The 22,076-nt window shown below is 70.4% G+C and carries 17 protein-coding genes; 7 read left to right on the plus strand and 10 right to left on the minus strand.

The genetic code is table 11. The features are described from left to right. Positions 1-19: 19 nt before the first annotated feature. Positions 20-637 (minus strand): TetR/AcrR family transcriptional regulator, encoded by a 618-nt coding sequence (locus KLK06_RS25780; protein ID WP_214638190.1) that lies wholly within the window; start codon positions 635-637, stop codon positions 20-22. A gap of 114 nt (positions 638-751) precedes the next feature. Here KLK06_RS25780 and KLK06_RS25785 point away from each other — a divergent pair, with 114 nt between their 5' ends. Then, positions 752-2,326: an MDR family MFS transporter gene (locus KLK06_RS25785; protein WP_214638191.1), complete on the plus strand. Its 1,575-nt coding sequence runs from the start codon at positions 752-754 to the stop codon at positions 2,324-2,326. A 411-nt stretch (positions 2,327-2,737) separates the two neighbouring features. Here the strand turns inward: KLK06_RS25785 and KLK06_RS25790 are convergent, their stop codons facing one another. The 3 genes from KLK06_RS25790 to KLK06_RS25800 form a co-directional block, all read right to left on the minus strand. Continuing rightward, positions 2,738-3,520: a DUF899 domain-containing protein gene (locus tag KLK06_RS25790; protein ID WP_214638192.1), complete on the minus strand. Its 783-nt coding sequence runs from the start codon at positions 3,518-3,520 to the stop codon at positions 2,738-2,740. A gap of 275 nt (positions 3,521-3,795) precedes the next feature. Next, complete coding sequence (locus KLK06_RS25795; protein WP_214638193.1) at positions 3,796-4,950, minus strand: macrolide family glycosyltransferase; 1,155 nt, start codon at positions 4,948-4,950, stop codon at positions 3,796-3,798. A 50-nt stretch (positions 4,951-5,000) separates the two neighbouring features. Next, a complete protein-coding gene (locus tag KLK06_RS25800; protein ID WP_214638194.1) occupies positions 5,001-6,470 on the minus strand; it encodes an MFS transporter in 1,470 nt (489 codons plus the stop codon). Positions 6,471-6,619: 149 nt separating this feature from the next. Between KLK06_RS25800 and KLK06_RS25805 the strand changes: the two genes are divergently transcribed. Both KLK06_RS25805 and KLK06_RS25810 read left to right on the plus strand, forming a co-directional pair. Next, positions 6,620-7,309, plus strand: a complete 690-nt coding sequence (locus KLK06_RS25805; RefSeq protein ID WP_214638195.1) for a TetR/AcrR family transcriptional regulator — start codon at positions 6,620-6,622, stop codon at positions 7,307-7,309. Next, the gene (locus KLK06_RS25810; RefSeq protein ID WP_214638196.1) at positions 7,306-7,443 is read left to right on the plus strand and encodes a hypothetical protein; all 138 of its coding nucleotides are present in this window, start codon (positions 7,306-7,308) and stop codon (positions 7,441-7,443) included. The genes KLK06_RS25805 and KLK06_RS25810 overlap by 4 nt, the downstream gene beginning before the upstream one ends. 49 nt (positions 7,444-7,492) lie before the next feature. On the opposite strand, the gene KLK06_RS25815 is transcribed toward KLK06_RS25810, so the two are convergent. Continuing rightward, positions 7,493-7,972 (minus strand): MarR family winged helix-turn-helix transcriptional regulator, encoded by a 480-nt coding sequence (locus tag KLK06_RS25815; RefSeq protein WP_214638197.1) that lies wholly within the window; start codon positions 7,970-7,972, stop codon positions 7,493-7,495. 113 nt (positions 7,973-8,085) lie between these two features. Here KLK06_RS25815 and KLK06_RS25820 point away from each other — a divergent pair, with 113 nt between their 5' ends. Further along, complete coding sequence (locus KLK06_RS25820) at positions 8,086-9,168, plus strand: epoxide hydrolase family protein (RefSeq protein ID WP_214638198.1); 1,083 nt, start codon at positions 8,086-8,088, stop codon at positions 9,166-9,168. 189 nt (positions 9,169-9,357) lie between these two features. On the opposite strand, the gene KLK06_RS25825 is transcribed toward KLK06_RS25820, so the two are convergent. After that, positions 9,358-10,239, minus strand: coding sequence for a helix-turn-helix domain-containing protein (locus tag KLK06_RS25825; RefSeq protein ID WP_214638199.1), 882 nt, complete (start codon positions 10,237-10,239; stop codon positions 9,358-9,360). 220 nt (positions 10,240-10,459) lie between these two features. Between KLK06_RS25825 and KLK06_RS25830 the strand changes: the two genes are divergently transcribed. Continuing rightward, complete coding sequence (locus KLK06_RS25830; RefSeq protein WP_214638200.1) at positions 10,460-11,482, plus strand: zinc-dependent alcohol dehydrogenase family protein; 1,023 nt, start codon at positions 10,460-10,462, stop codon at positions 11,480-11,482. A gap of 85 nt (positions 11,483-11,567) precedes the next feature. Here KLK06_RS25830 and KLK06_RS25835 read toward each other — a convergent pair whose 3' ends face one another. The 3 genes from KLK06_RS25835 to KLK06_RS25845 all read right to left on the minus strand — a co-directional run bounded on the left by KLK06_RS25835 (position 11,568) and on the right by KLK06_RS25845 (position 19,819). After that, positions 11,568-13,121: a PLP-dependent aminotransferase family protein gene (locus KLK06_RS25835; protein ID WP_214638201.1), complete on the minus strand. Its 1,554-nt coding sequence runs from the start codon at positions 13,119-13,121 to the stop codon at positions 11,568-11,570. 308 nt (positions 13,122-13,429) lie between these two features. Further along, positions 13,430-18,697: a DNRLRE domain-containing protein gene (locus KLK06_RS25840; protein WP_214638202.1), complete on the minus strand. Its 5,268-nt coding sequence runs from the start codon at positions 18,695-18,697 to the stop codon at positions 13,430-13,432. Positions 18,698-18,865: 168 nt separating this feature from the next. Then, positions 18,866-19,819 (minus strand): hypothetical protein, encoded by a 954-nt coding sequence (locus KLK06_RS25845; protein WP_214638203.1) that lies wholly within the window; start codon positions 19,817-19,819, stop codon positions 18,866-18,868. A 178-nt stretch (positions 19,820-19,997) separates the two neighbouring features. Between KLK06_RS25845 and KLK06_RS25850 the strand changes: the two genes are divergently transcribed. Beyond that, positions 19,998-20,312, plus strand: coding sequence for a DUF6289 family protein (locus KLK06_RS25850; RefSeq protein WP_214638204.1), 315 nt, complete (start codon positions 19,998-20,000; stop codon positions 20,310-20,312). A gap of 84 nt (positions 20,313-20,396) precedes the next feature. Here the strand turns inward: KLK06_RS25850 and KLK06_RS25855 are convergent, their stop codons facing one another. Beyond that, the gene (locus KLK06_RS25855) at positions 20,397-21,263 is read right to left on the minus strand and encodes a fumarylacetoacetate hydrolase family protein (RefSeq protein ID WP_214638205.1); all 867 of its coding nucleotides are present in this window, start codon (positions 21,261-21,263) and stop codon (positions 20,397-20,399) included. A gap of 107 nt (positions 21,264-21,370) precedes the next feature. Between KLK06_RS25855 and KLK06_RS62440 the strand changes: the two genes are divergently transcribed. Then, a complete protein-coding gene (locus KLK06_RS62440; protein WP_214638206.1) occupies positions 21,371-22,072 on the plus strand; it encodes a FadR/GntR family transcriptional regulator in 702 nt (233 codons plus the stop codon). Positions 22,073-22,076: the final 4 nt, after the last annotated feature.

Raw genomic sequence — 22,076 nt, forward strand, 5'->3', positions numbered from 1 at the left:
CCGATCCCCTGGCGTCGCTTCACTCGACGATGGGGATTTCCGGAGTCGGCACCAGGTCACTGACCAGAAGCGTCGCCGCTCGTATCGAGGCGGTGAGGATGTCGGCGTTCTCCGCCTTGGTGCCCTGGGCGGCCAGCACGGTGCTGTGCACGCTGAGCAGGGCCATCCGGACGCGCAACTGATCCTGCAGCGGAGCGTCAGGGCCCAGGATGATCCGGGTGGCCTGGTCGATCCGCTCCAGCGCACCACCCTGGCCCGGCGGTACGGCCGACTTCAGCGCGGTGTGGTTGGCGGCGGCGAACCGCATCGTCTTCAACCCCCGCTGCCCACTCAGAGCGAGCCACCGGCCCAGGAGTTCGGAGGCGAGTGCCGGGGAGCGCGGCTGCTCGGCGGCCCAGTCGAGAAGGTCGTCGAGCGCGCGCAGGTGGTCGGTGAAGAGGCTGCGGATGACAGCCTCTTTGCTGTCGAAATGGTAGTAGAGCGCGGCCTTGGTGATCCCCAGCTGTTCGGCGATTTCGCGCATCGAGGTGGCGTCGTAGCCGCGCTCGGTGAACAAGGACAGCGCGGCCTCCTGGATGTCGGCCCGCGTCTGGCTGCCCTTACGCCGCGTGCCCGGCACCTGATCCGTCTTCGTCATCGCGTTTCCTCTGCTCAAGCTCTTCAGAGTCTACACCAAGTTGCTTACCGGCCGGTTAGCAAGTACGCTTGCCGACCGACAGGTAAGTTCTATGGATCGGCAGGAGCGCACGTGATGGCCAAGGACAGCGCAGATAACCCCCCGAGGGCGGAGGAGCAGGTCGGGCTGGGGTTCAGTCACCGCCAGATCCTGGTGACAATGAGCGGCCTGGTCGTCGCCATGCTGCTGGCGATGCTGGACAACATGATCGTCGCCCCGGCACTGCCCACGATCGTAGGCGAGCTGGGCGGCCTCCAACACCTGGCATGGGTGACCACCGGCTACGTGCTGGCCTCCACCGTGGCCACGCCGATCTGGGGCAAGCTCGGCGACCTGTACGGCCGCCGCGTCATCTTCACCATCGCCGTGGCGATCTTCCTGCTCGGCTCGGCGCTGTGCGGAGTGTCCCAGGACATGGCGCAGCTGGTGGCCTTCCGTGCCATCCAGGGCCTGGGCGCGGGCGGGCTGATGGTCGGCGTGCTGTCGATCATCGGTGAGATGATCCCGCCGCGCGACCGCAGCAAGTACCAAGGCGTGATGATGGCCGTCATGCCGGTCGCCATGATCGGCGGCCCGCTCATCGGCGGTTTCATCACCGACAACCTGAGCTGGCGCTGGGCCTTCTACGTCAACCTGCCGCTCGGCGCGGTCACCCTGGTCCTGTGCTGGATCACCCTGGCCAAGCTGCCCAAGGGCACCGGCAAGGCCGTGATCGACTGGTGGGGCACCGGGCTGCTGACGATCTGGATCACCGCGCTGGTGCTCGTCACGAGCTGGGGCGGCACCCAGTACGAATGGGGTTCGGCGCAGATCCTCGGGCTGATCGCGGTGGCGGTGGTCGGGTTCGTCGCCTTCATCATCGTCGAGCGGCGCGTGGCCGAGCCGATCATGCCGCTGCGGGTCTTCAAGAGCCTCAACTTCTCGTTGTCCGGTGGGGTCGCCTTCATCTCGGGGTTCGCGATGTTCGGCGCCATGGGCTTCCTGCCGCAGTTCCAGCAGTTCGTCCAGGGCTCCTCCGCCACCAACAGCGGCCTGCTCCTGATGCCGATGATGATCGCCGCGATGGCCGTCAGCCTGAGCGCCGGTCAGCTGATCAGCAAGACCGGGCACTACAAGTCGCTGCCGATCATCGGCTCCATCCTGGTCACCATCGGCCTGGCACTCTTCGCCACCATGGACGTCAACACCTCCACTACGGTGTCCGGCGTCTACATGGTGCTCCTCGGCGCCGGCATGGGCGCGATGATGCAGACCAGCACCCTCATCGCGCAGAACAGCCTCGCCCTGCGCGACATGGGCGCGGGCACCGGCGTGTCGACCTTCCTCCGCAACATGGGCAGCTCACTCGGCGTCTCGCTACTCGGCGCCGTCTACACCAGCCACCTGGCCGACACCCTCACCGGAACCCCCGCCGTCGCGGTCTCCGCCACCTCGATGACCCCGCAGTTGCTCCGCAGCCTGCCTGAGTCGGCCCAGAAACTGTTCGAGCAGGCCGTCACCAACGGCGTCACCGCCCTGTTCACCTGGGGTGCGGTGGTGGCCGCCATCGGCATCGTGGTCGCGCTGTTCATCCGCCAGGTCCCGCTGCGCAGCGCTGTCAAGCCACAGGCGGCCAGCACCGACGCCGAACCGGTCGCGGTAAGCAGCTGACCCGAAGGTGACCGCCCCAAGGCGGTCACCTTCAACCGACCACCGCCCGTCACCACTGTCGCGCCCGTCACCATCGTCGCGTCCGTCGCGCCCGATGAGCCTGATTGCCCGGTGCTGGCCCCGGCGGCCCCGGTGAGCCTGGCGCCCCTGCCGCCACCAGTGCGCGACCGGCGCACCAGCCCTCACCGCTCGTCGCGCCCGAAGGGACCGATGGGCCCGTCACACCAATCCGCCCGGTACCCCCGTGGGACCGGTGCCTCCATGGGACGGCCCGGAACCCCTAGGCCGACGCCAAGCCGCCACTCGCTGATCAGCGAGAGAGCGTCCGTGAACTGAGTCAGCGGGTAAGGCGGTTGCTGAGCTGCCAGGTGGCACACCTAACACCTTGCCGACGCCGTCGACGAAGGCGCGTCAGTGGTGGTCGCCGTTCCGGCCGAGGGTCTCCACGGGGGTCGCGCCGGGGCGGGTCCACTGCGGCACAGGGCGGCTGGTCGGGCCCCAGGTCGCGTTCCCGTCCGCGTCCGAGCGCCAGGACCAGCACGAGTCGCGCCCCTCGGGCCAGCCCTCCGGCTTGTCCTCCCACGCCTCGCCGCGACCGTACGGCGTCATGTCGAGGAGACCCATGGACACGTTGACCGGCTCGTTGCCACGGCCCGTCGTGGAGTACGTGAGGAACACGCGATCGCCGTCGCGCAGGAAGCAGGTTATGGAACCCATACTGCGACCGACCGGCGCCTCCACGTCGCGCACCGAGTACCAGGGCTGGGTGTAACCCATGAACTCGACGAAGGAGGCCACCTCGTCCCACCGCCCCGTGGTCAGGATGGCGAACGAGACGCCGCGCGCGTTGAGGTAGACGGCGTCCTTCAGGTGCCAGGCCGCGGTGGTACAGCCCTCGCACTGCCCCTGGTGCGGCGCGCCGTCGTGCCACATGTGCTTGTAGACCACGAGCTCGTCGCGGCCCTGGAACAGCTCCAGGAACGGGACCGGGCCGTCAGGCCCGACGACCTCGACCGTCCCGTCGAACTCCACCATAGGCAGCCGACGGCGGGCCGCGGCGATGGCGTCGCCCTCGCGGGTGTGGGCCTTCTCGCGAACCAGAAGCTCGTCACGGGCGGCCTGCCAGGTGGCCAGGTCGACGATGGGCGGGCGGCCGGGCAGCGCGGTGGTCGGGTCACTCGGTGTGGTCGTCATGGTGTCCTCCGTGGTGTCTCGTACCGGGCATCGTCGTAGGACGCCCTACGACGGTCACCAGAACAGACCCGCGACCCGACCGAAACTCATCGCGACACGGGGCAATGCAACAGGGTCGGGCCGGGCGCGGTGTCAGCCTCGCGGCTGATCCGTTTCCCCGACCCGCCCGCCGCACCCGACGTGCCAATCTCTCGGCATCGGGCCTGGCGTAGCGCTCCAGGGAGCGTACGGAGGCGTACTGCGGCAGGGGTTGGGCATGTGTCCCGGCCGCGACCTCACCTGGGCAGGCGGGCCTCGATCGCGTCGGCGGCGTGGAGCGCGCCGCCCGCCGCGCGCAGGTCGTCCTGCATGGCGCGTAGCCGCTGCCGGGTGGCGGGCTCGTCGAGCAGGCCGCGGACGGCGTCGCGCAGGTGGTCGGCGGTGGCGTCGGTGGGAGTGAGGGTCGAGCCGAGGCCGAGGGCGGCGACGCGGTCGGCGGTGGTCTGCTGTTCGGGGGTGTGTGGGATGGCCACGATCGGCACGGCCGCTGCCAGGGCCTCCATCGTGGAGTTCATGCCGGTGTGGGTGACGAAGGCGTCGGCGTGTGCGAGCACGGCGGGCTGTGGGACGTGCTGGTGGGCCTCGATGTTCGCGGGCAGTGGCCCGAGATCGGCGGGGCTGATGCCGTGGCCCACGGACATCACGACGTGGTAGGGCTCGTCGGCGAACGCCTGGATGCAGGTGTGGAAGAAGTCCGGGCGGCTGATGATCGTGCCCAGCGAGACCAGGACCAGCGGACGTCCCGGGGGCGTCCAGTCCTGCGCGGCGGGCAGCCGGGTGGGGCCGACGAACGCGTAGCGGTCATCGAAGGTCTCGTTGTGCACGTGGAAGGACTTGGGCTGGTAGACGAGGTTGAACTCGGCGGGCTTGTAGAAATCATGCAGCTGGAGTGGGGGAATGCCGTGCCGGCTGAGGATGGCGGCGAACAGGGTGTCGAACTCGGCCTTGACAGGGCTGGCGGCGAACATGCCGACGATGAACTTCCCGAAGTCGTAGCCCTCGCTGGCGGCGTGGGCGGACCAGGACTGGATTCTGGGGAGACGCCACTTGGCGGCGAGCATCGGGCCGGCCCAGGCGAGCCAGTCGTTGACGATCAGATCCGGCCGGTCGTCGGCGTATCCGGTCTCGATCTGCGGCAGAACGTGCTCCAGTTGCTGGAGTACGGCGAGGGTGGCGCGTGCGGCGGCGTCCATCCCGTCGATCACGATGGTCTCGGTGGGGCGGGGCTCATAGGAGATGATCTCGGCTCCGATCGGGCCGATGCGTTCGGCCATCGACTCATCGGCGGGAAAGGTGACGCGGTGGCCGCGCTTGACCAGTTCCCGGGCGATCGGCAGGAGGGGGTTGAGGTGACCGGACTCGGCGAGGCTCATGAAGGCGAGGTGGGCCATGACGGATCTCCTTGACAGTGAGGGTGGAGGTGCACTCGGGCGGGTGGGGGTCAGGCGGCGTCGAGGGTGCTCGAGCTGTCGGCGAGGCTGCGGGTGAGGTTCTTGCCGGGCAGGCCCAGGCAGAGCACGGCACAGATGAGGAAGGTGCCGATCGCCCAGGGGGCCGCGTGGGTGATCGCACCGGTCAGGCCCCGGCTCGCGTGGGTGAAGAAGAGGTTGCCGATGATGGCGACGCCCAGGGCACCGCCGAACTGCTGGGCGGTGGAGAAGATGCCGGAGGCGCCGCCCGCGAGGTGCTCGGGTACTGCGGTGAGAACGATGTCGACCAGCGGCACGACCACGAAGCCAAGGCCGATGCCGGCGACGAGCAGGCCGGGCACCAGCGGCCAGGCCCCGGTGTGCCAGGGAGCCGCGTCGTTCAGGGCGCACTGGACCCAGAACAGCCCGCCGGCCATCAGCAGGTTCCCGATGACCAGGATGTTGCGGCCGATCTTGGCGACCAAGGTGACGACGACGGGGGCGGAGATGAAGGCGCCGGCGCTCATGGCGATCATCAGCACACCGGCCTGGCTGGGTGTGTAGCCCTGGCCGGCCTGCAGCCAGATGGTGAAAACCAGGAAGAAGCCGGACATACCTGCACCGAACAGCAGCTGGATCAGCAGACCCGAGCCGAAAGCCGGCCGCTTGAAGAGCGCGGCGGGCAGCAGCGGGTGCTCGATCCGGCGCCAGGACTCGTAGCCCACCAGGGCGGCAAGGGCCAGGACACCGCCGGCCAGGCAGATCCAGCCCCCCAGCGGCCAGCCGTTCGAGCGGCCCTCCACCAGCGGCAGCACGATCGCCACCAGGCACAGCGCGAGGATCAGGTTGCCGGCCACATCGATGCGTCCGCCGGTGCGTTCCCGTGAGATGGGGATCCACTTCGCGCCCAGCAGCAGGGCCCCGGCGGCGATGGGAATGTTCACGGCGAAGATGGTGCGCCAACCCCAGCCGAACAGGTCCCAGTCGGTCAGCACCCCGCCGAGCAGCACGCCCGCGGCGTTCGCGACGCCCGCCGTGACCCCGAACAGGCCGAAGACCTTGCCGCGCTCCGCGCCGTCGAACATGGTGCGCAGCGAACCGAGCACCTGCGGCAGCAGGACCGCGGCGGCCACTCCCTGCACCGCGCGGGCGGCGATCAGCTGGCCCGGGCCGGAGGCGATGGCGCTGCCCGCGGACGCCAGGGCGAAGCAGGCCACGCCGGTCAGGAACAGCCTCTTGCGGCCGAACCGGTCGCCCAGATGCCCCGCGATGATCAGCGTCGCGGCGAACCCAAGCATGTAGGCGGATACCGTCCACTCCAGCTCCGCCGGCGAGGCGTGCAGGCTACGGCCGATGGACGGCAGGGCGGTGTTCACTATCGAGGCGTCGATCAGATCCAGCAGCGCCGCGATCATCATGACGATCGCGGCGGCCCACCGCTTCGGAGGCGCCGCCGGCGCTAAGGCGGCGGCCGCGGACCCTCGGTTACTCGCACGGGCCATGACCACTCCCTTTGAAGACACCGCCCGGCTCTCGGGAGGCAAGGGCACACCGTCGAATCAGCGGCCCATGGAGCAGTGTCAATCTCTCGCATAGAATAGTCAAATCGCCGTTTGATTAAATCTTGCGAACGTATGACAGAATCATGGCCATGGCCACACAGCACACGCCCCAGGGCCAGGAACCGGCCGGGCGGCAGCGGACCAGGCGATCGCCCGCCCCACACGAGCGGCAGCGCGACGCTGAGCGCACCAAGGCGCGCATCCTCGATGCCGCCGTGGAGGTGTTCTCCGCAAAGGGCTTCGACCGTGCCCGGGTCACCGACATCGCCGAACGCGCTGGTGTGAACCAGCAGCTCATCTCCTACTACTTCAACAGCAAGCGGGGCCTGTACCGGGAGATCGGCCGCCGCTGGCGGGCCTACGAGGCCGAGACGATCCCCGACGATCTGGACTTCGCCGAGCAGATCAAGCACGGCGTGCGGGCGAGCGTCGACCCCCGCCTCGGCGGGCGCCTGCTCGCCTGGGACGGCCTCTACGACACCGGCGAGGACGATGAGGAGACGCAGGAACGCAACGCCCAGCTCCAGCACGAGGTGCAAGTGCTCCGCGAGCGGCAGCGCGCCGGTGAGATCGACGATCGCTTCGACCCGGCCGCGCTGATCCTCATCGGCCTGAGCGCCGGCAACGCCCTCGCGGTCTACCCACACCTGGCCCGCGGCCTGTTCGGCACCGACACAGTCTCCCCCGAGCTGGTCGAGCACTACGCCGAACAACTCGCCCAGGTGATCAGCTCCCTGCCTGCAGCAGCTCCACCCAGCGTGCCGGGCTCGCACAAATGAAGTACGCCGTGTCGATCCATCACAGCTCGGTGCCGGAGATGTCGGCGTGCCGGGGCGCGCGTGACGTACACAAGATCCGAATAGCCGCCCTGGTCGGTGACGACGGCCTCGCCGAGGACGACGACGAGAGCTGACCCCCGCGTCAGGCAGCGGGACGGGCCTTGATCACCCGTGCTTTCCCAGTCAGCGCCACGGCTCTTCGGAGGTGCCGGCTCGTTGGTTGTGGTGATCCAGCAGCCTGGACAGCAGCTCGGTCAACCGCTGTCGCTCCTCGGGTGACAGCGGAGCCAGCAGTTCGTCCTGGCATTCGGCCAGCCGCTTCTCCAGTCGCCGCAGTTGCCGCTTGCCCGCCGAGGTCAGCGAGATGATGTTGCGCCGCCGGTCGGAGGGGTCCGGGGCGCGCTCGACCAGTCCGCGATCGGCGAGTTCGTTGATCGTCGCGACCATGTCGCTGAGGTGGATGCCACTACGGCGGCCCAGCGCGGCCTGGCTGGCCGGGCCGGACTCCTCCAGCGTCGCCAGCAGGCGGTAGTGGTAGCCGCGGGCGCCGACGGACGAGAACCCGTCGCCTACCAGGCGGTGCGCGTGGTTGGCGGTCTGGCCGAGCAGCCAGCTGGGCAGGCCCTCCCAGGGGGTGGGCGTCTCCTCGGATGGGTTCTCCATGTGACAAGTCTAACGAATCGTTGGACGCACTAATGATCGTGCTATCGTTTGCGGGGTAAACGTTAGTTGTCCAAACGTTTGAACGACGAATGAGTCCGTCTGGAGTCAAGACCATGATCAAGCCGTTCCGCATCGACATCCCCCAGGCCGACCTCGACGACCTGACCGACCGGCTCTCCCGCACCCGCTGGCCCAACGAGGTCGCCGACGCCGGATGGGACTACGGATTCCCGCTGGCGCGGCTCAAGGAACTGGCCGAACACTGGCGCACCGGCTACGACTGGCGCGAGCACGAGGCCAAGCTCAACGAGCTCCCGCACTTCACCACCGAGATCGAGGGCCAGAACATCCACTTCGTCCACGTCCGGTCTTCGAAGCCGGACGCGCTCGCGCTGGTCCTCACCCACGGCTGGCCCGGTTCGTTCCTGGAGTTCCTCGACGTGATCGAGCCGCTGTCGCGCGACTTCCACCTGGTGATCCCGTCCATCCCGGGGTACGGCTTCTCCGGGCCGACCCACGAACGCGGCTGGGACATCGTCCGGGTCGCCCGGGCCTGGGCCGAGCTGATGCGCCGTCTCGGGTACGAGCGCTACGGCGCGCAGGGCGGCGACTTCGGCTCGGGCATCTCCATGGCGCTCGGCGCGGTGGCACCCGAGCAGGTCGTCGGGGTACACGTCAACTTCCTGCCGACCCGGCCGGTCCCGGACGCCGACATCGAACTGTCCGCGACGGACAAGGCCCGGCTGGACAAGGTACGGCAGCTGTTGGCGAACCGGCCGCCGTACCAGGCTCTGCAGGCCCTCACCCCCCAGACCATCGGCTACGCGCTGACCGACTCGCCGGTCGGCCAACTGGTCTGGATCGCCGAGCGCTTCGCGCAGTGGACCGACCCTCGCTCGCACATCAGTGACGACCGGATGCTCACCGACATCTCGCTGTACTGGCTGACCGCCACAGCGGCCTCCTCGGCGCGGCTGCACCACGACACCCCGCTGGGGATCGGGCCGTGCCCGGTACCGGTCGGCGTAGCGGTGTTCCCGCACGACATCACGCAGTCGGTGCGACCGCTGGCCGAGCGGCTGTACGACATCAGGCACTGGTCGGAGTTCGAGCGCGGCGGCCACTTCGCCGCGATGGAGGTGCCGGAGCTGCTCGCCGAGGACGTCCGGGACTTCTTCCTCGCCCACATCGAGTAGGCCGCACCGACGTGACCTGGTTCTGGCCGCCCTACGCCACCAGGCGCCGCCCAACCGATTACCTGCACGAGCGCGTCGGCCAGGCCGGCAAGCGTGAGATGGACGTCTTGCTCGAACGGCGCACCACAATCAAGACATAAAGGCATAAAGAGAGCGTGTCGTGATCGGCTGTCCGTGGGGCTGTGTATGTCAGGTGCGCTCGGTGTGCGGGTGGTCGGCGTTCTGGGGCTCGCGGGTGGCGGCCCAGCTGGCCAGGAGGCGGAGTTTGTCTTCGGAGTCGCTTGCGGGCTCGGTGCCGTAGGCCACGAGGGTGAGGCCGTCGGCGGGCAGGTCCAGGGACTCGTAAGTGAGGTGGAGGTCGCCGACGACGGGGTGGTGGAAGGGTTTGGCTCCGAGGTGGTGCTGGCGGACGTCGTGGCGGGCCCAGCGGGTACGGAAGTCCTCGCTGCGGGTGGACAGCTCGCCGACCAGGTCGGTGAGGTCTTTGTCGTGGGGGTCGCGGCCTGCTTGGGCGTGCAGGAGGGCGACGGTGTCGTCGGCGGCGCGTTCCCAATCGCCCCAGAACAGGTGGGAGCGGACGTCGAGGAAGATGAAGCGGGCGTGGTTGGGGGTGGCGCCGCGGGCGGCGTCGAACATGGGCGCGTACAGGGCGCGGCCGAGGGCATTGGTGGCCAGGACGTCGCCGCGGCCGTTCATGACGAAGGCCGGCGCGTCGGTCATGGAGTCCAGCAGCCGCTGCACTGAGGGCCGGACCTGGTCGGGGGTGGGGCGGCGTCGACCGCGCGAGCCGGGGCCGGTGGCGCGGGCCAGATCCTCCAGGTGGGTACGTTCGGCGTCATTCAGCCGCAGTGCGCGAGCCAGGGCGTCCAGGACCTGGTCGGAGACTCCGGACAGGTCACCGCGTTCCAGGCGGGAGTAGTACTCCACGCTCACTCCGGCCAGTTGGGCGACCTCGGTGCGGCGCAGCCCGGGGACCCGGCGGGTTCCGTAGGAGGGTAGCCCGGCCTGCTGCGGGCTGATCTTGGCCCGGCGAGAGGTCAGGAACTCACGGATCTCGCGGCGGTTGTCCATTCTCCTCAGGTTATGCGGCCTCCCACCTCGTAGGGGTGCCCTGTCAGTACACCTTTCACCACTGCCTTCCTCACCGCCTGACCAGCGCTTTTCATGGGTAGTGCCCGGCCCTGCCGTACGGACGGCCGCATAGGGGTTTCGCCGATCCGGGCCGGCGCCGAGCGGGCGTGGCCTGCGGAGAACCACAGATTCTGGACAACAGGCTCAAGGAGTGAATGACATGCGTGGTGTAGTGATGCACGCCCCCGGCGATGTCCGGGTGGAGGAGATCGACGACCCGAAGATCACCGCCCCGACGGATGCGATCATCCGGCTGTCGGCGGCCTGTGTCTGCGGCTCGGACCTGTGGCCCTACCGGGGTGTGGACTCCGTCGATCAGCCCACCCCGATGGGACACGAGTACGTCGGGATCGTCGAGGAGGTCGGCAGCCAGGTCAGGAACGTCAAGCCCGGCCAGTTCGTCGTCGGCTCGTTCGTCTCCTCTGACGGCACCTGCGAGATCTGCCGCTCGGGCTATCCCTCCTCCTGCGTCCACCGCGTGTTCATGAACGAGGTCGGCACCCAGGCGGAACGGGCCCTGATCCCGAACGCCGACGGCACGCTCGTGGCCACCCCCGGCATGCCCGACGCGGAGCTGATCCCCAGCCTCCTGGCCGCCTCCGACGTGCTGGGCACCGGCTGGTTCGGCGCGGTGGCCGCCCAGGCCTGCCCCGGCAGGACGGTCGCGGTCGTCGGCGACGGCGCGGTCGGCCTGCTGGCGGTGCTGGCCGCCAAGCAGCTGGGCGCCGAGCGGATCATCGCCATGAGCCGCCACGAGACGCGCCAGAAGCTGGCCCGGGAGTTCGGCGCCACCGACATCGTCACCGAGCGAGGCGACGACGGCGTGGCCAAGGTCAAGGAACTGACCGGCGGGCTGGGCGCCCACTCGGTCGTCGAGGCGGTCGGCACCCAGGAGTCGATGCAGCAGGCCATCCGCTCCGCCCGCCCCGGTGGCAATGTCGGCTTCGTGGGCGTCAACCACGACGTCGCCCTCAGCGGGGAGGAACTCTTCTTCGCCCAGGTCAATCTGCTCGGCGGCCCGGCCCCGGTGCGCCGGTTCCTGCCCGAGCTGATCGGCCTGATCTGGGACCGGAAGATCGACCCCGGCAAGGTCTTCGACCTCACCCTGCCGTTGGAGCAGGCCGCCGAGGGATACCGGGCCATGGACGAACGCCGGGCCATCAAGGCCCTGCTCACCCCCTGACCCGCGCGACGCCCCTGGGCCGGTGGCCGCCGTCTCCCACGCTGCGGTGAGAACGCCTCCCGGGGCGCGTCTCTGACCGCCGGTTCTAGAGGAGGCTCACTCTCTCGATCGCGTCGGCCAGGCGGGAGACGGCCTCGGCCACGGCGCTGTCGGCGAGGTTGCCGTATCCGAGGATCAGCGTCGAATCCCCGGCCCCCGCCTCCGAGGTGTAGTTGCCGACGGCGTCGACGCTGACCCCGTCGCAGGCCGCGGCGGCGACGACCTCGGTGGCCCGGACGCCGTCGAGGTGGAGCAGCAGGTGAAGTCCGGCCGCCGCCCCGGAGACCCGGGCTCCCGGCAGCCGGCGGGCCAGCTCGCCGACCAGGGCGTCACGGCGGGCACGGTAGCGCCGCCGGCAGGCCCGCAGGTGACGGTCGTAGCCGCCGTTGTCCAGGAACCAGGCAAAGGCCAGCTGATCGAGTACGGGCGGCGGCAGGGCCAGTGGGTTGGCCGCGGCGACGTCCGGTGTCCAGCGTGGCGGGGTGGCGAACCAGCCGATGCGCAGGGCCGGTGACAGCGTCTTGCTGACCGAGCCGAGCAGGGCCGTCCGCGAGGGCGCCATGCCCTGGATCGCGGCGACCGGGCGGCGGTCGTAGCGGTAGTCGGCGTCCTTGTCCTCTTCCAGGAGGATGCCGTCGACGTCGTGCGCCCACCGGATGAGCTCGGCCCGCCGCGCGGGCGCCAGGACCGTACCGGTGGGGAACTGGTGGGCCGGAGCCACGATGGCGGCCCTGATCCATGGCTGGTCGCGCAAGAGATCGACGCGGAGCCCGTCCCCGTCGACGCTGATGGGGACGGCGACCAGGCCGGCGTCCGTGACTGCCTCGCGGGTCCAGGTCCAGCCGGGGTCCTCCACGGCCAGGTGGGTGTGACCGTGTTCGCGCAGGCTGCGGGCGATCCGGGCCAGGCCGTCGGTGGTCCCCGCGCAGATCGTCAGATCCTCGGCCGAGATGGCGGCACCGCGCGAACGCGTCAGGTATCCGGCGAGGGTCTCCCGCAGTTGCGGGTGACCGGCGTGTTCCAGGTAGCCGAGGTCGGTGAACGGGGACTGCCTGCCCGCCTCCCGTACGGCGTCCGCCCAACGTTTGCGCGGGAACGCCCGCAGGTCGGGCAGGCCGGGCGTGAAGTCGAAGCGCGGATGCGCGGACGGCGAAGCCGGACGGGTCGACGGCGGCCCCGGCGAGGGCGAGCCCGCGACTCCAGACCGTTCCCCCGTGGGCGAGCCGACAACACCAGGCCGCACGCCCGTGGGCGAACCGACAACTCCACGCCGCCCACCGACGGGCGAGTCGCCGAAACCGGGTCGCACCCCCGTGGCCGGGCTTGCGACTCCGGGGCGGACTCGGGTGGCTGAGCCGGCGCGTGCTTCGAGGTAGCCCTCGGCTGCCAACTGCGCGTACGCCTCGGTGACCACCCAGCGCGAGCAGCCCAGGTCGGCTGCCAGCGTACGGCTGGGCGGCAGGGCGCTGCCGGCGGCGATCCGGCCGCTGACGATCGCGGACCGCAGCGCCCTGCGCAGGCGGTCGTGCAGCGGCCCGGCCGGCTGCGCCTCGAGATCCAGCAGCGTGTCCCACGCGGCATTGGTCTGGTTCTTCGGCATCCAATTGGCCAGGGTAGCCAATCCGCTTCGACCTACCGTGGAGATCACCCGATGAGGAGGAGATCTGGCATGGGTAGACGTGAAGACGGAGACGGCGTTCCCCCCTGGCTGCTCGCGGCCGGTCTGTCGGGACGGCCGGGGACGCCCACGGGGATGCTGGCCGGCAGGCGTCGGCGATCCTCGGCGGGGTGGGTGAGAGCCTTGGCGAGAGCGATCACCCGAGGCCGCCACCAGTGACACGCCCAGGGTCGTGGGCGTGAAGGATGCGGTTCCGGCCACTCGGTGACCGGAACCGCACGGGGGACGGCTCAGTAGGGCCGTTGGAGGAAGCGGCCGAGCGACGGGTCGTACAGGCGGCCCGACACCAGCACCGTCCCGTCCAGCGTGGTCGGGTGGAACGCGCCGCCCAGCCAGCCGTAGCGGCGCGGCTCGGAAGCCACGCCGAACTCGTCGTACCCGACCACGGTCGCCAGGCCGCTGTCGAGATCCAGCTCAGAGCCCACGTCTCCGCCGACGGTGAGCAGTTGGAGGCGTACCGACCCGGTCGCGCCCGTGAGCGCGGCCAGCTCGCCGCCGACGCCGGCCACATGACGGACGACCGCGCCGTTCTCGGCGACCCAGGAGGGCTGGTCGCCGCCTGCGGCGTAGTGGTGGACGGTGACCGCGCCCGCCTCGGTGGTCTCCGACCTGATCCGGCCCGCCGGATCGCGCGTCCAGGTCAGGCTCCGCTGGCCGGAGGTCTGCTTGGCCGGCCCGCCGTCGGCGAAGTAGCCGATAGTCCGCCCGCCCGGCAGCGAGGTGGTGCGGCCCGCCGGGTCGTAGCCGTAGCCGTCTCCGGTCAGCCTGCCGTCGGAGGTGTAGGCGTACGTCGTGATGCTCGCGGCGGAGTCGTCGGCCACCGGGCAGTCCTCCTCCGACGCCTGCACCGCCAGCCGGACCCGGTTGCCCACGCCGTCGTAGCCGTAGCGGCGCAGCGTGCACAGCGGGAAGGCGATCTCCAGCACCGAGGCGACCTGCCCCGCCTTGTCGTAGCCGAGCTGCCGGTCGGACATGGTGTCGCTGCGCATGCGCAGCAGCTCCTGGCCGTGGACGTTCCGGCCGATCTGGTCGATCATCACGGGGCCTTCCAGCCCGTCCCGGGTGTAGATCCGGGCGTAGTTCTGGCCGCGCTCGTCGTAGGCGGAGACCAGGTGCAGCCCGCCCGGCAGGTCGCCCTCGATCTGGCGGCCCTCGTCGTCGTAGCGGGCGGTGAAGGTGCCCGCGACCGAGTCGGTGACCGAGGTGGGCAGGCCGCGCGGCTCGGCCGTGTGGTCGTAGGCGTAGACCCTGGTGGACGAGGCCGAGTCCACGACCTTGGCCGGGCGGTCGAGGTCGTCGTACTCGGTGCGGGTCTGGCCGCCGTCCGCGTCGGCGTGGGAGATGACCCGGCCCAGCCGGTCGTAGGCCGTCACGATCTTCTCCGTGCCGCGCCACCGTTCGGTGGGCCGGCCGGTGGCCGGGCTGTAGCCGATGCCGATCTCGGCTTCCCCGCCGGCCTGGGTCGTGATGGGCCGGCCGGCCGCGTCGCGCTTGATCGTGGTGACCGTGCCTGCCTCGGTCACCGTGTTCGGCAGGCCGGCGGCGGTGTAGGTGTACGTCCGCCCGCCGTCCTGGCACACCAGGCCCGCCCACTCCGGCCGCCCGCCGCACGGGGCGCCGCCGGTCGCCGTGTACAGGACGGGCGGGGCGGTGTCGGTGGTGACGGCCTTGCCGCCGGGGTCGCGGACCGTCTTGAGCTGCCGGCCGGTGGCCCAGTCGTAGGTGATGGCGGTGGTCCTGACGTCCGCGTCCGGCTTGGACTCGCGCCCGACGATCACGGCGCCGGCCTTGACGGTGGTCGGCAGATCGCGGGCCGCCGCGCCGGTCGGCCGGCCCTCGTCGTACGTGCTCACGGTGCGGGTCCTGGCGCCGATGCCGTACCCGGCGGGCAGGTCGTCCACGTCGGACTCCAGGTTCACGATGTGGACCGGGCTCAGCTCCTCGATCTTTCGGCGGCCCGAGGCGTCGTAGACCGAGCGGGTGGACAGCAGTTCCGCCCGCTCGTCCGCGCCGTAGCCGGTGATGGCCAGCTCGGCGAGCCGGTAGTCGGTCGTCGGCCGCTGCGACAGCTCCCTGTTCGCGGCGGTGAGCATGCGCGTCGCGTGGCCGAACCGGTCGTAGCCGACGGCGGACAGGTGCCCGCCGGGGGTCAGCACGTTGACCGCCCGGCCCGACTCGTCCAGGTACGTCACGGTGGGCCGGATCATCGACCCCGGCGGGTGCACCGCCGTGGCCGTCACGGGAGCGTCCGCCTGCCCCCAGGCCGCGATGGCCGTGGCCGTCAGATCGGCCGGGCCGCCGGCCGCCTTGCCGAGCGGCACCCCGTACACGATGGTGCTCTTGGCCTCGCCCGCGATCTGGTCGGCGGTGCCCGGCTTGAGCGTGGAGCGGGCGACGGTCTTCAGGCGGCCGTCGGCGTCGTAGCCGAAGGTCCACGGCAGCTCGCCCGGCGGGGTGAGCGTCGAGACGCGGCCCGCGCTGTCATAGCCGTAGACGGTCTTCAGCACGGGGATGATCCTCGGGTCCCAGGTCTCGGCGAGGCGTCCGGCGCTGTCGTAGGTGTACTGGGTTATCACGGCTCCCTGGAGGGACACGGTGCTCAGGCGGCCGTCGGTGCCGTAGCCGAAGTCGAGCGTGTGGCCGGAGCGGGTGAGCGACTTGGGCCGGTCCTGTTCGTAAGCGTACTCGGTGGGCAGGTACCGGTCTCCTTGCTTGGCGAACGTGGTCGCCTGTCCCCGCGAGTCGGTGAGCGTGTACGTGCCGGTGAGCGTCAGGTCCTCGGCCCCGCGCTCCGGCTTCCATCCGTCCTTGGTCCTGGTGAACTGGACCGGAGTGCCATCGGCCCTGGTCACCTGGACCGAGTTCGGCGAGGTCTCCACGAGTGAGGCGATCCCCTGCGACCAGCCGGGGTTCCTGGAGGTGGCCGTCCGGGTGAGTGTCAGGCCGAACGGGCCGCCCGCGGTGGTCTGGAGGCGGTAGTCACCGGTCAGCAGGTTCACCGTGCCCGGACCGACTTCGCTGGTCGCCGCCTTGGTGGCGCGGCGGTCGACGACGATCTCGGCGGACGACGACTCCACCGGTGTGCCCGCCGTGCCGGTGACGAGCGCGCGCACCTGCACCGCGGCGTCGCCGAGCTGGGTTCCGGCGTCCCAGACCAGGCCGGACACCTTGTTCGGCGCGGCCACGGGCCAGGCGGTCAGGGGCTTGCCGTCGGCGGTGACCACGTTCGCCACGGGCAGGTCGGCCCACTCGTCGGTCTCGGCCCGCCGGTACTGGAACCTCGCCTGGGTGAAGCCGATGCCGGTCACCGCGAGCGGGACCTTGCCGGTGCTCCGCAGGCCGTCCTTCGGCGCGTCGAGCGTGGCCACGGCCGCGCCCGAGCCGACGTTGAAGGCGTACACGGTGGTCGGCGAGGCGTTCCCGGCCTTGTCCAGGGTGTACACGCTGACGGTGTGCGCGCCCACGGTGGGCGGGGTCAGCTTGGCGGAGACGGCCGCGCCGGTGGTGAGCACCTTCGTGACCGCCGCGTCGTCGAGCCGGTAGGCGATCCAGCCGGTGTCGGTGTTCGCGGGCGTGAAGGTGAAGGTGCCCGGTTTGCCGGCGTCGCCGTGCAGGCCGCCGTCGGCCGGGTAGTCGGCCGAGGTGACCGAGGGCGCGGGCGGTTTGACGGTGTCCACGGAGAACGTCGCCGTCTGGTACGCCTTCGAGCTGAGCGACCCGTCGTTGGCCCACGACCGGATCGTGTACGTCTTGCCGTTGGCCAGCTTTCCGGCGGGCACGTTCGCGCCGGAGAAGCCGTTGCTGGCCACGTACGCGCCGTAGAGGTTGTCGATGACCAGCGTCGAGCCGGCGTACACGTCGAACAGCCCGCGCACGTTGCCGCCGTCGGGATCGCGCACGTGGTTGCGTAGTTGCGGGGTGAGCGTGTTGGTCCAGCGGGTGCCGTTGTAGTCGACGTACGGGGAGAGCCAGGTGGAGACCGGGGTACTCGGGTAGGAGTTGTACGTCACCGAGATATACGGGAGGTGGGCCGAGGCGTTGCCCGAGTTGAAACGCTTCCAGGCGTACTCGTCGGTCTCGCTGGCGGCCCGCAGGCCCATGCCGGACTCCTTCCACCCCTCGTTGGCCCAGTACTGGACCAACGAGGTGACGTTGGCGCTCACCCAGCCGTCGGCGCAGCCGCTGCCCCAGCCCTTGGTCTCGCTGGAGGCGGCGTACTTGTCGGCCAGCGCCGGGCCGGGCCAGCGCGAGGACGTCGAGGCCCGGTTGGCCGACCACACCTCCCACGACCTGGTGTTGCACGACCACGAGTGGAAGTTCCAGAGCTTCAGCGACGCCGCGGTGATCTTCTTGCCCGCGATGCCGGGGGTCTTCCAGGTGATGAACGACCGGGCGACCTGGCCGCTGCCGTTGTTGCCGATCTTGAGCTCGGTCGCGCCCGACTGGTCGGTGCCGTAGCCCTCCTGCACGAACGTGTCGAAGACCTGGCCGAGGTTGAGCGAAGGATCGACCGTGACGGGGTACTTCGTGGCCGGGTCGCCGAGGAAGGCGGGGTCGGGGGTGAGGACGAGGTCCCGACCGGACACCTTCATGGCGACGGGCGCGCGGCGCAGGTGGTCGCCCGAGCCCGGGTCCACCGTGGCGTCCCACATGACGGGGGCCGGGATGGTGGCGGTCGTCTTTCCCTTGTCGTCCACCAGCTCGACGCCACCGTCCGGAGCCTGGCGGGGCCGCACGCCCGGCGCGCCGAGCCGCAGGGTGTACGAGAGCGGGGTGGCGGGGCGGCCCTTGACCAGCAGGAACTGCTCGGCACCCGTCCTGGTGGCGGTGACGACCAGGTCGGCGCCCGGCATGACGTCCGGGTACGTGGCCGTCTCGCCGGACAGGCGTGGGGTGGGCAGCGCGCCCTTCCACTGCAGGGTCACCTTGGTGGCGCCCTCGCCGATCGTGATCAGGTCGGTCGCCCCGGACGCCTGCCGGGCCACGCCGGGCCGTCCGCCGCCGAGTCTGAGCGCCCGGCCGTGGCCCCGGGTCACGATCTCGCCCGACGGCGCCTCGGTGAGCGAGATGTCCACCGGCGCCCACGCGCCGTCGCGGCGGAACCTGACCGGGCCGGCGAACGAGTCGACCGTCAGCGTGCCGTCCGGGTTGGCGTAGGTGGTGGTGGTCTCGGTACGGCCGTCCGCGACCTCCACCCGCCGGCCGCTCAGACGGGCGGACAGCCGAGCGGAGGCCTCGTCGGGCGCGCTCGGCTCGGCCGCGAGACGGGCGGGTGCGCTCGGGTCGTCCACCGGCTTCGACGCGGTGGTGGGGGCGGCCGGAGATGGCGACCCGGCGGCGGTGGGGGCGGCGGCCGGGGACCCGGCGGTGGCGACGGTGGACGGGGACGGCGACCCGGCGGCGAGCGGTTCGGCAGCGGCGGGCGAGGGGAGCGCGGCCAGCGGGAGAAGCAGCAGGGCGAGACCACCGGCAAGGGCCCGTGGCGTGATGGCAGGCATGGGTGCTCCGGGAGATGTGCGCGTGGGGCGAGGCGAGAGGTGTGCGTAGGGCGACGCAGAAGGTGTGCGCGTGAGGCGACGCGAGAGGTGTGCGTTGGGCGACGCAGAAGGTGTGCGCGTAGGGCGACGCCCCCGCCGGACCGGCGGGGGCGTCGGGATGGTGCGGCGTTACTTGCTCTGGCAGCTCTTCTTGCGGACCTCGTACCAGACGATGCCTGGCGCCTGGAACCGGACCGCGAAGCACTGGTTCTTGTTGGCGGCTTCCCGGACCTTGTAGACGGCCGAGGCGCCGCCCGCCGTGTAGGCGATCTTGCAGATCAGCTTGGCCTTGCCCTTGAGCTTGTCGCAGGCGTACTTCATCGCCTCGATGGCACCGGCGACGCCGGCCACGAACCAGGCGTTGTAGATCTTCTTGGTGAGCTTCTTCGAGAAGATGAGCCGGCACATGGCCTTCCACCACTCGCACTGCAGCTTGAGCGCGGGGTCGGCGACCACGGGGTAAGCGGCACCCGTGTGGTTCACCGTCTGGATGAGCGTCATGCCCTCCACCCGGTAGGAGGTCGGCACCGCGTTGCCGTTGGCGTCCTTGGCCCAGGGCAGGTCGATCTCGCCGAGGTAGAAGTCGTTGTTGTAGATCAGAACGGTGCCGTCGTCGTCCTCGACCTCCAGCATGCTGCCCTCGGGGGCGGAGATCGGGAATCGGTACTCGGTCGGCGCCGAGGAGTCCTTGATGATGGTCAGCGCCCGGGCGATCTGGCCGGTGCGCTGGTGGGCGTAGGCGACGCTGGGCTGCTTGGCCGCGTAGGTGACCAGGCCGGGGAGCGGCTGGTTGCCGTTGCCCGCGGCCTCCGGCATGCCGATGCCGATGTCGGTCTCGCTGACGGTCGCGACCAGGGTGCGGTCGGGGTCCGTCGCGATGGCGAAGGGCCGCTGGACGTCGCCTTCGGGGATCTCGGTGGGAGGCGTGGTCTTGGCCTCTTCGACGATCTCGGGGACGACCTGAGTGAGTGCCGCCAGAGCGGGATCCGTGTCCGCGATGACCGGGGTTCCGGCGGCGTTCACGGTGCTCAGAGCCAGGAGCGCCGCCATGGCGGCGACGATGGCCCGGGTGGGGATGCGCACGAATGTCCTTCCACTATCGGTGGGGGCAATGCACAAACGCCGCAAACGTAAAGATCATTATTGGCCGGTTAGGTGATCTTGGATGGACGGGCGGTAAACGTTTGCTGTCTTCCGGTGTCCCGTCACGGAACGCGATGGAACGCCCTACTTATGGAGAACCGACAGAAAGGACGCTTCGATGACCAACCCTCGCCGTTTCCGCGGTGTCTTCTTCGCCGTAACGTGCGCACTGGCCACCCTCCTGGCCGCGGTCCTCGCCGCGGCACTCGTGCTGCTGCCGGCCGGCACCGCGTCGGCCACGGCGCCCGTCGCCGAGCCGACGGTCAACATCTCGGTTCCCCCGTCCGGGGGCGACGTCCTGCTCGTCTTCGACTACTTCGACGAGAACGACAAGCTCATCGGCCAGTTCTGGAGGGGCTGCAACCAGCCTTCCGGAGGCTGGGGCGTCCGTCAGGGAAGGCTCGTCATCTTCACGCCGCCCTGCGGTCCGTGACCACACCGGGCGGCATGCGATCGGGCCGGGCACCAGTAGTGGTGCCCGGCCCGGTCCTTTTCGTGCGTTGAATCCACTGCCCGATCAGCGCATGGCGGCCAGGCCCTTCACCACGCCGCTGGTCAGCGTGCCGATCTCGGCGATGCCGATGGTCACGGTGTCGCCGTCGTGCAGCGTGAACGGCAGGTCGGGGACCAGGCTGGTGCCGGTGGAGAGCACCGCCCCGTCGGGGAAGGCGTCGGCGCGGAACAGATACCCGGCCAGGTCGTCCAGGCGCCGGTGCAGCTCCGAGGTGGACGCCTTGCCGTCCCAGACCGTCTCCCCCGCCCTGGCGATGGTCAGCGTGATGTCCAGCGCGTACGGGTCGGCCACCTCCCAGACGGGCCTGATCGCCGGGCCGACCGCGCACGCCCCCAGGTAGATCTTGGCCTGCGGCAGGTACAGCGGGTTGACCCCCTCGATGGTGCGCGAGCTGACGTCGTCGACCACCGTGTAGCCCGCGATCTCGCCCGCGGAGTTCAGCACCAGGCCCAGCTCCGGCTCCGGCACGTCGACCTCCGAGTCGGCGCGTACGGCGATCCGGCCGCCGTCCCCCGACACCTTCCAGGCCACGGACTTGAAGAACAGCTCGGGCCGCTCGGCATCGTAGACGAGCTCGTACACGTCGGCCGCCCGCTCGCTCTCGGTCACCCGCGCCTCGCGCGAACGCCGGTAGGTGACACCCGCGGCCCACACCTCCATCAGCCCGTCCACGGGCGCGAGCCTGCGGACGGACGCGGACGGGTGCCGCGGGCCGGCCGCGGCGGCGCACCGCTCGCGCAGCTCCGCGACGGACAGGCGGAGCAGCTCGCCGACGGTGGTGACACCGTCCAACTGCGTCACCTGGTCGCCGTCGTCGACGCCTACGGCATCCGCGCTGGTCAGCGGGCTGACAAAACGTACGATGTGCATGAACACTCCTAGCTTCATCAGATGAAGTCCGCGCTTCATCTGATGAAAGTCTATGAAAAAGCCGACCGTCCCGATACTGTGCCAAACATCCGAATACGGAGGAAACCGTGGCAACCGATCCTTACCCGGACACGGCCCGGCATGCCCACGTCGTGCACGCCCTGGGTGCCCGGATCGTCGACGGCTCGCTGGTTCCCGGCACGCCCATCCCGATCGAGGAGCAGTTGGTCAACGAGCTCGGCGTGGGCCGTTCCGCCGTACGGGAAGGCGTGAAGGTGCTGGCCGGCAAGGGCCTGCTGGAGACCAGGAGGAGCGCGGGCACCCGCGTCCGTCCGCGCGAGTCCTGGAACCTGCTCGACGCCGACGTGCTGAGCTGGCGGTTCGTGCCCGACGCGGCACCCGCGGACATCCGGGTGCTGGCCGACCTGCGGGTCGCGCTGGAGCCCGGGGCGGCCAGGGTGGCGGCCGAGCGGGCGGACGCGGCGGCCATCCAGCGCATCGACGAGGCCCTGGCCGCGCTGCACGCCACGGCCGACGACCCCGACCCCTTCATCGGCGCCGACCTGGCCTTTCACCGGGCGGTGTTCGGCGCCGCCGACAACGACCTGCTGCTCTACATCTACGACATGATCAGCATCGCCCTGCGCTCGGTACGGCAGGTGCACACCCGATCGGTCGCCCACAACAAGGAAACGCTGCCCAATCACGAGCGCGTGGCCGTGGCCATCAGGCGTCGCCATCACCGCAAGGCCGAAGAGGCCATGCGCGAGGTGGTCGAGGTCGCCCGCGCCGACGCGCTCCACTGCTGAGGGA

The sequence above is a fragment of the Nonomuraea sp. NEAU-A123 genome, from assembly GCF_018603905.1.
Taxonomy (GTDB): Bacteria; Actinomycetota; Actinomycetes; order Streptosporangiales; family Streptosporangiaceae; genus Nonomuraea.

Excerpts from the sequence above, each read along its gene's own strand:
- KLK06_RS25780 (WP_214638190.1), bottom strand. The coding sequence starts at position 637 with ATGACGAAGACGGATCAGGTGCCGGGCACGCGGCGTAAGGGCAGCCAG.
- KLK06_RS25785 (WP_214638191.1), top strand. The coding sequence starts at position 752 with ATGGCCAAGGACAGCGCAGATAACCCCCCGAGGGCGGAGGAGCAGGTC.
- KLK06_RS25790 (WP_214638192.1), bottom strand. The coding sequence starts at position 3,520 with ATGACGACCACACCGAGTGACCCGACCACCGCGCTGCCCGGCCGCCCG.
- KLK06_RS25795 (WP_214638193.1), bottom strand. The coding sequence starts at position 4,950 with ATGGCCCACCTCGCCTTCATGAGCCTCGCCGAGTCCGGTCACCTCAAC.
- KLK06_RS25800 (WP_214638194.1), bottom strand. The coding sequence starts at position 6,470 with ATGGCCCGTGCGAGTAACCGAGGGTCCGCGGCCGCCGCCTTAGCGCCG.
- KLK06_RS25805 (WP_214638195.1), top strand. The coding sequence starts at position 6,620 with ATGGCCACACAGCACACGCCCCAGGGCCAGGAACCGGCCGGGCGGCAG.
- KLK06_RS25810 (WP_214638196.1), top strand. The coding sequence starts at position 7,306 with ATGAAGTACGCCGTGTCGATCCATCACAGCTCGGTGCCGGAGATGTCG.
- KLK06_RS25815 (WP_214638197.1), bottom strand. The coding sequence starts at position 7,972 with ATGGAGAACCCATCCGAGGAGACGCCCACCCCCTGGGAGGGCCTGCCC.
- KLK06_RS25820 (WP_214638198.1), top strand. The coding sequence starts at position 8,086 with ATGATCAAGCCGTTCCGCATCGACATCCCCCAGGCCGACCTCGACGAC.
- KLK06_RS25825 (WP_214638199.1), bottom strand. The coding sequence starts at position 10,239 with ATGGACAACCGCCGCGAGATCCGTGAGTTCCTGACCTCTCGCCGGGCC.
- KLK06_RS25830 (WP_214638200.1), top strand. The coding sequence starts at position 10,460 with ATGCGTGGTGTAGTGATGCACGCCCCCGGCGATGTCCGGGTGGAGGAG.
- KLK06_RS25835 (WP_214638201.1), bottom strand. The coding sequence starts at position 13,121 with ATGCCGAAGAACCAGACCAATGCCGCGTGGGACACGCTGCTGGATCTC.
- KLK06_RS25840 (WP_214638202.1), bottom strand. The coding sequence starts at position 18,697 with ATGCCTGCCATCACGCCACGGGCCCTTGCCGGTGGTCTCGCCCTGCTG.
- KLK06_RS25850 (WP_214638204.1), top strand. The coding sequence starts at position 19,998 with ATGACCAACCCTCGCCGTTTCCGCGGTGTCTTCTTCGCCGTAACGTGC.
- KLK06_RS25855 (WP_214638205.1), bottom strand. The coding sequence starts at position 21,263 with ATGCACATCGTACGTTTTGTCAGCCCGCTGACCAGCGCGGATGCCGTA.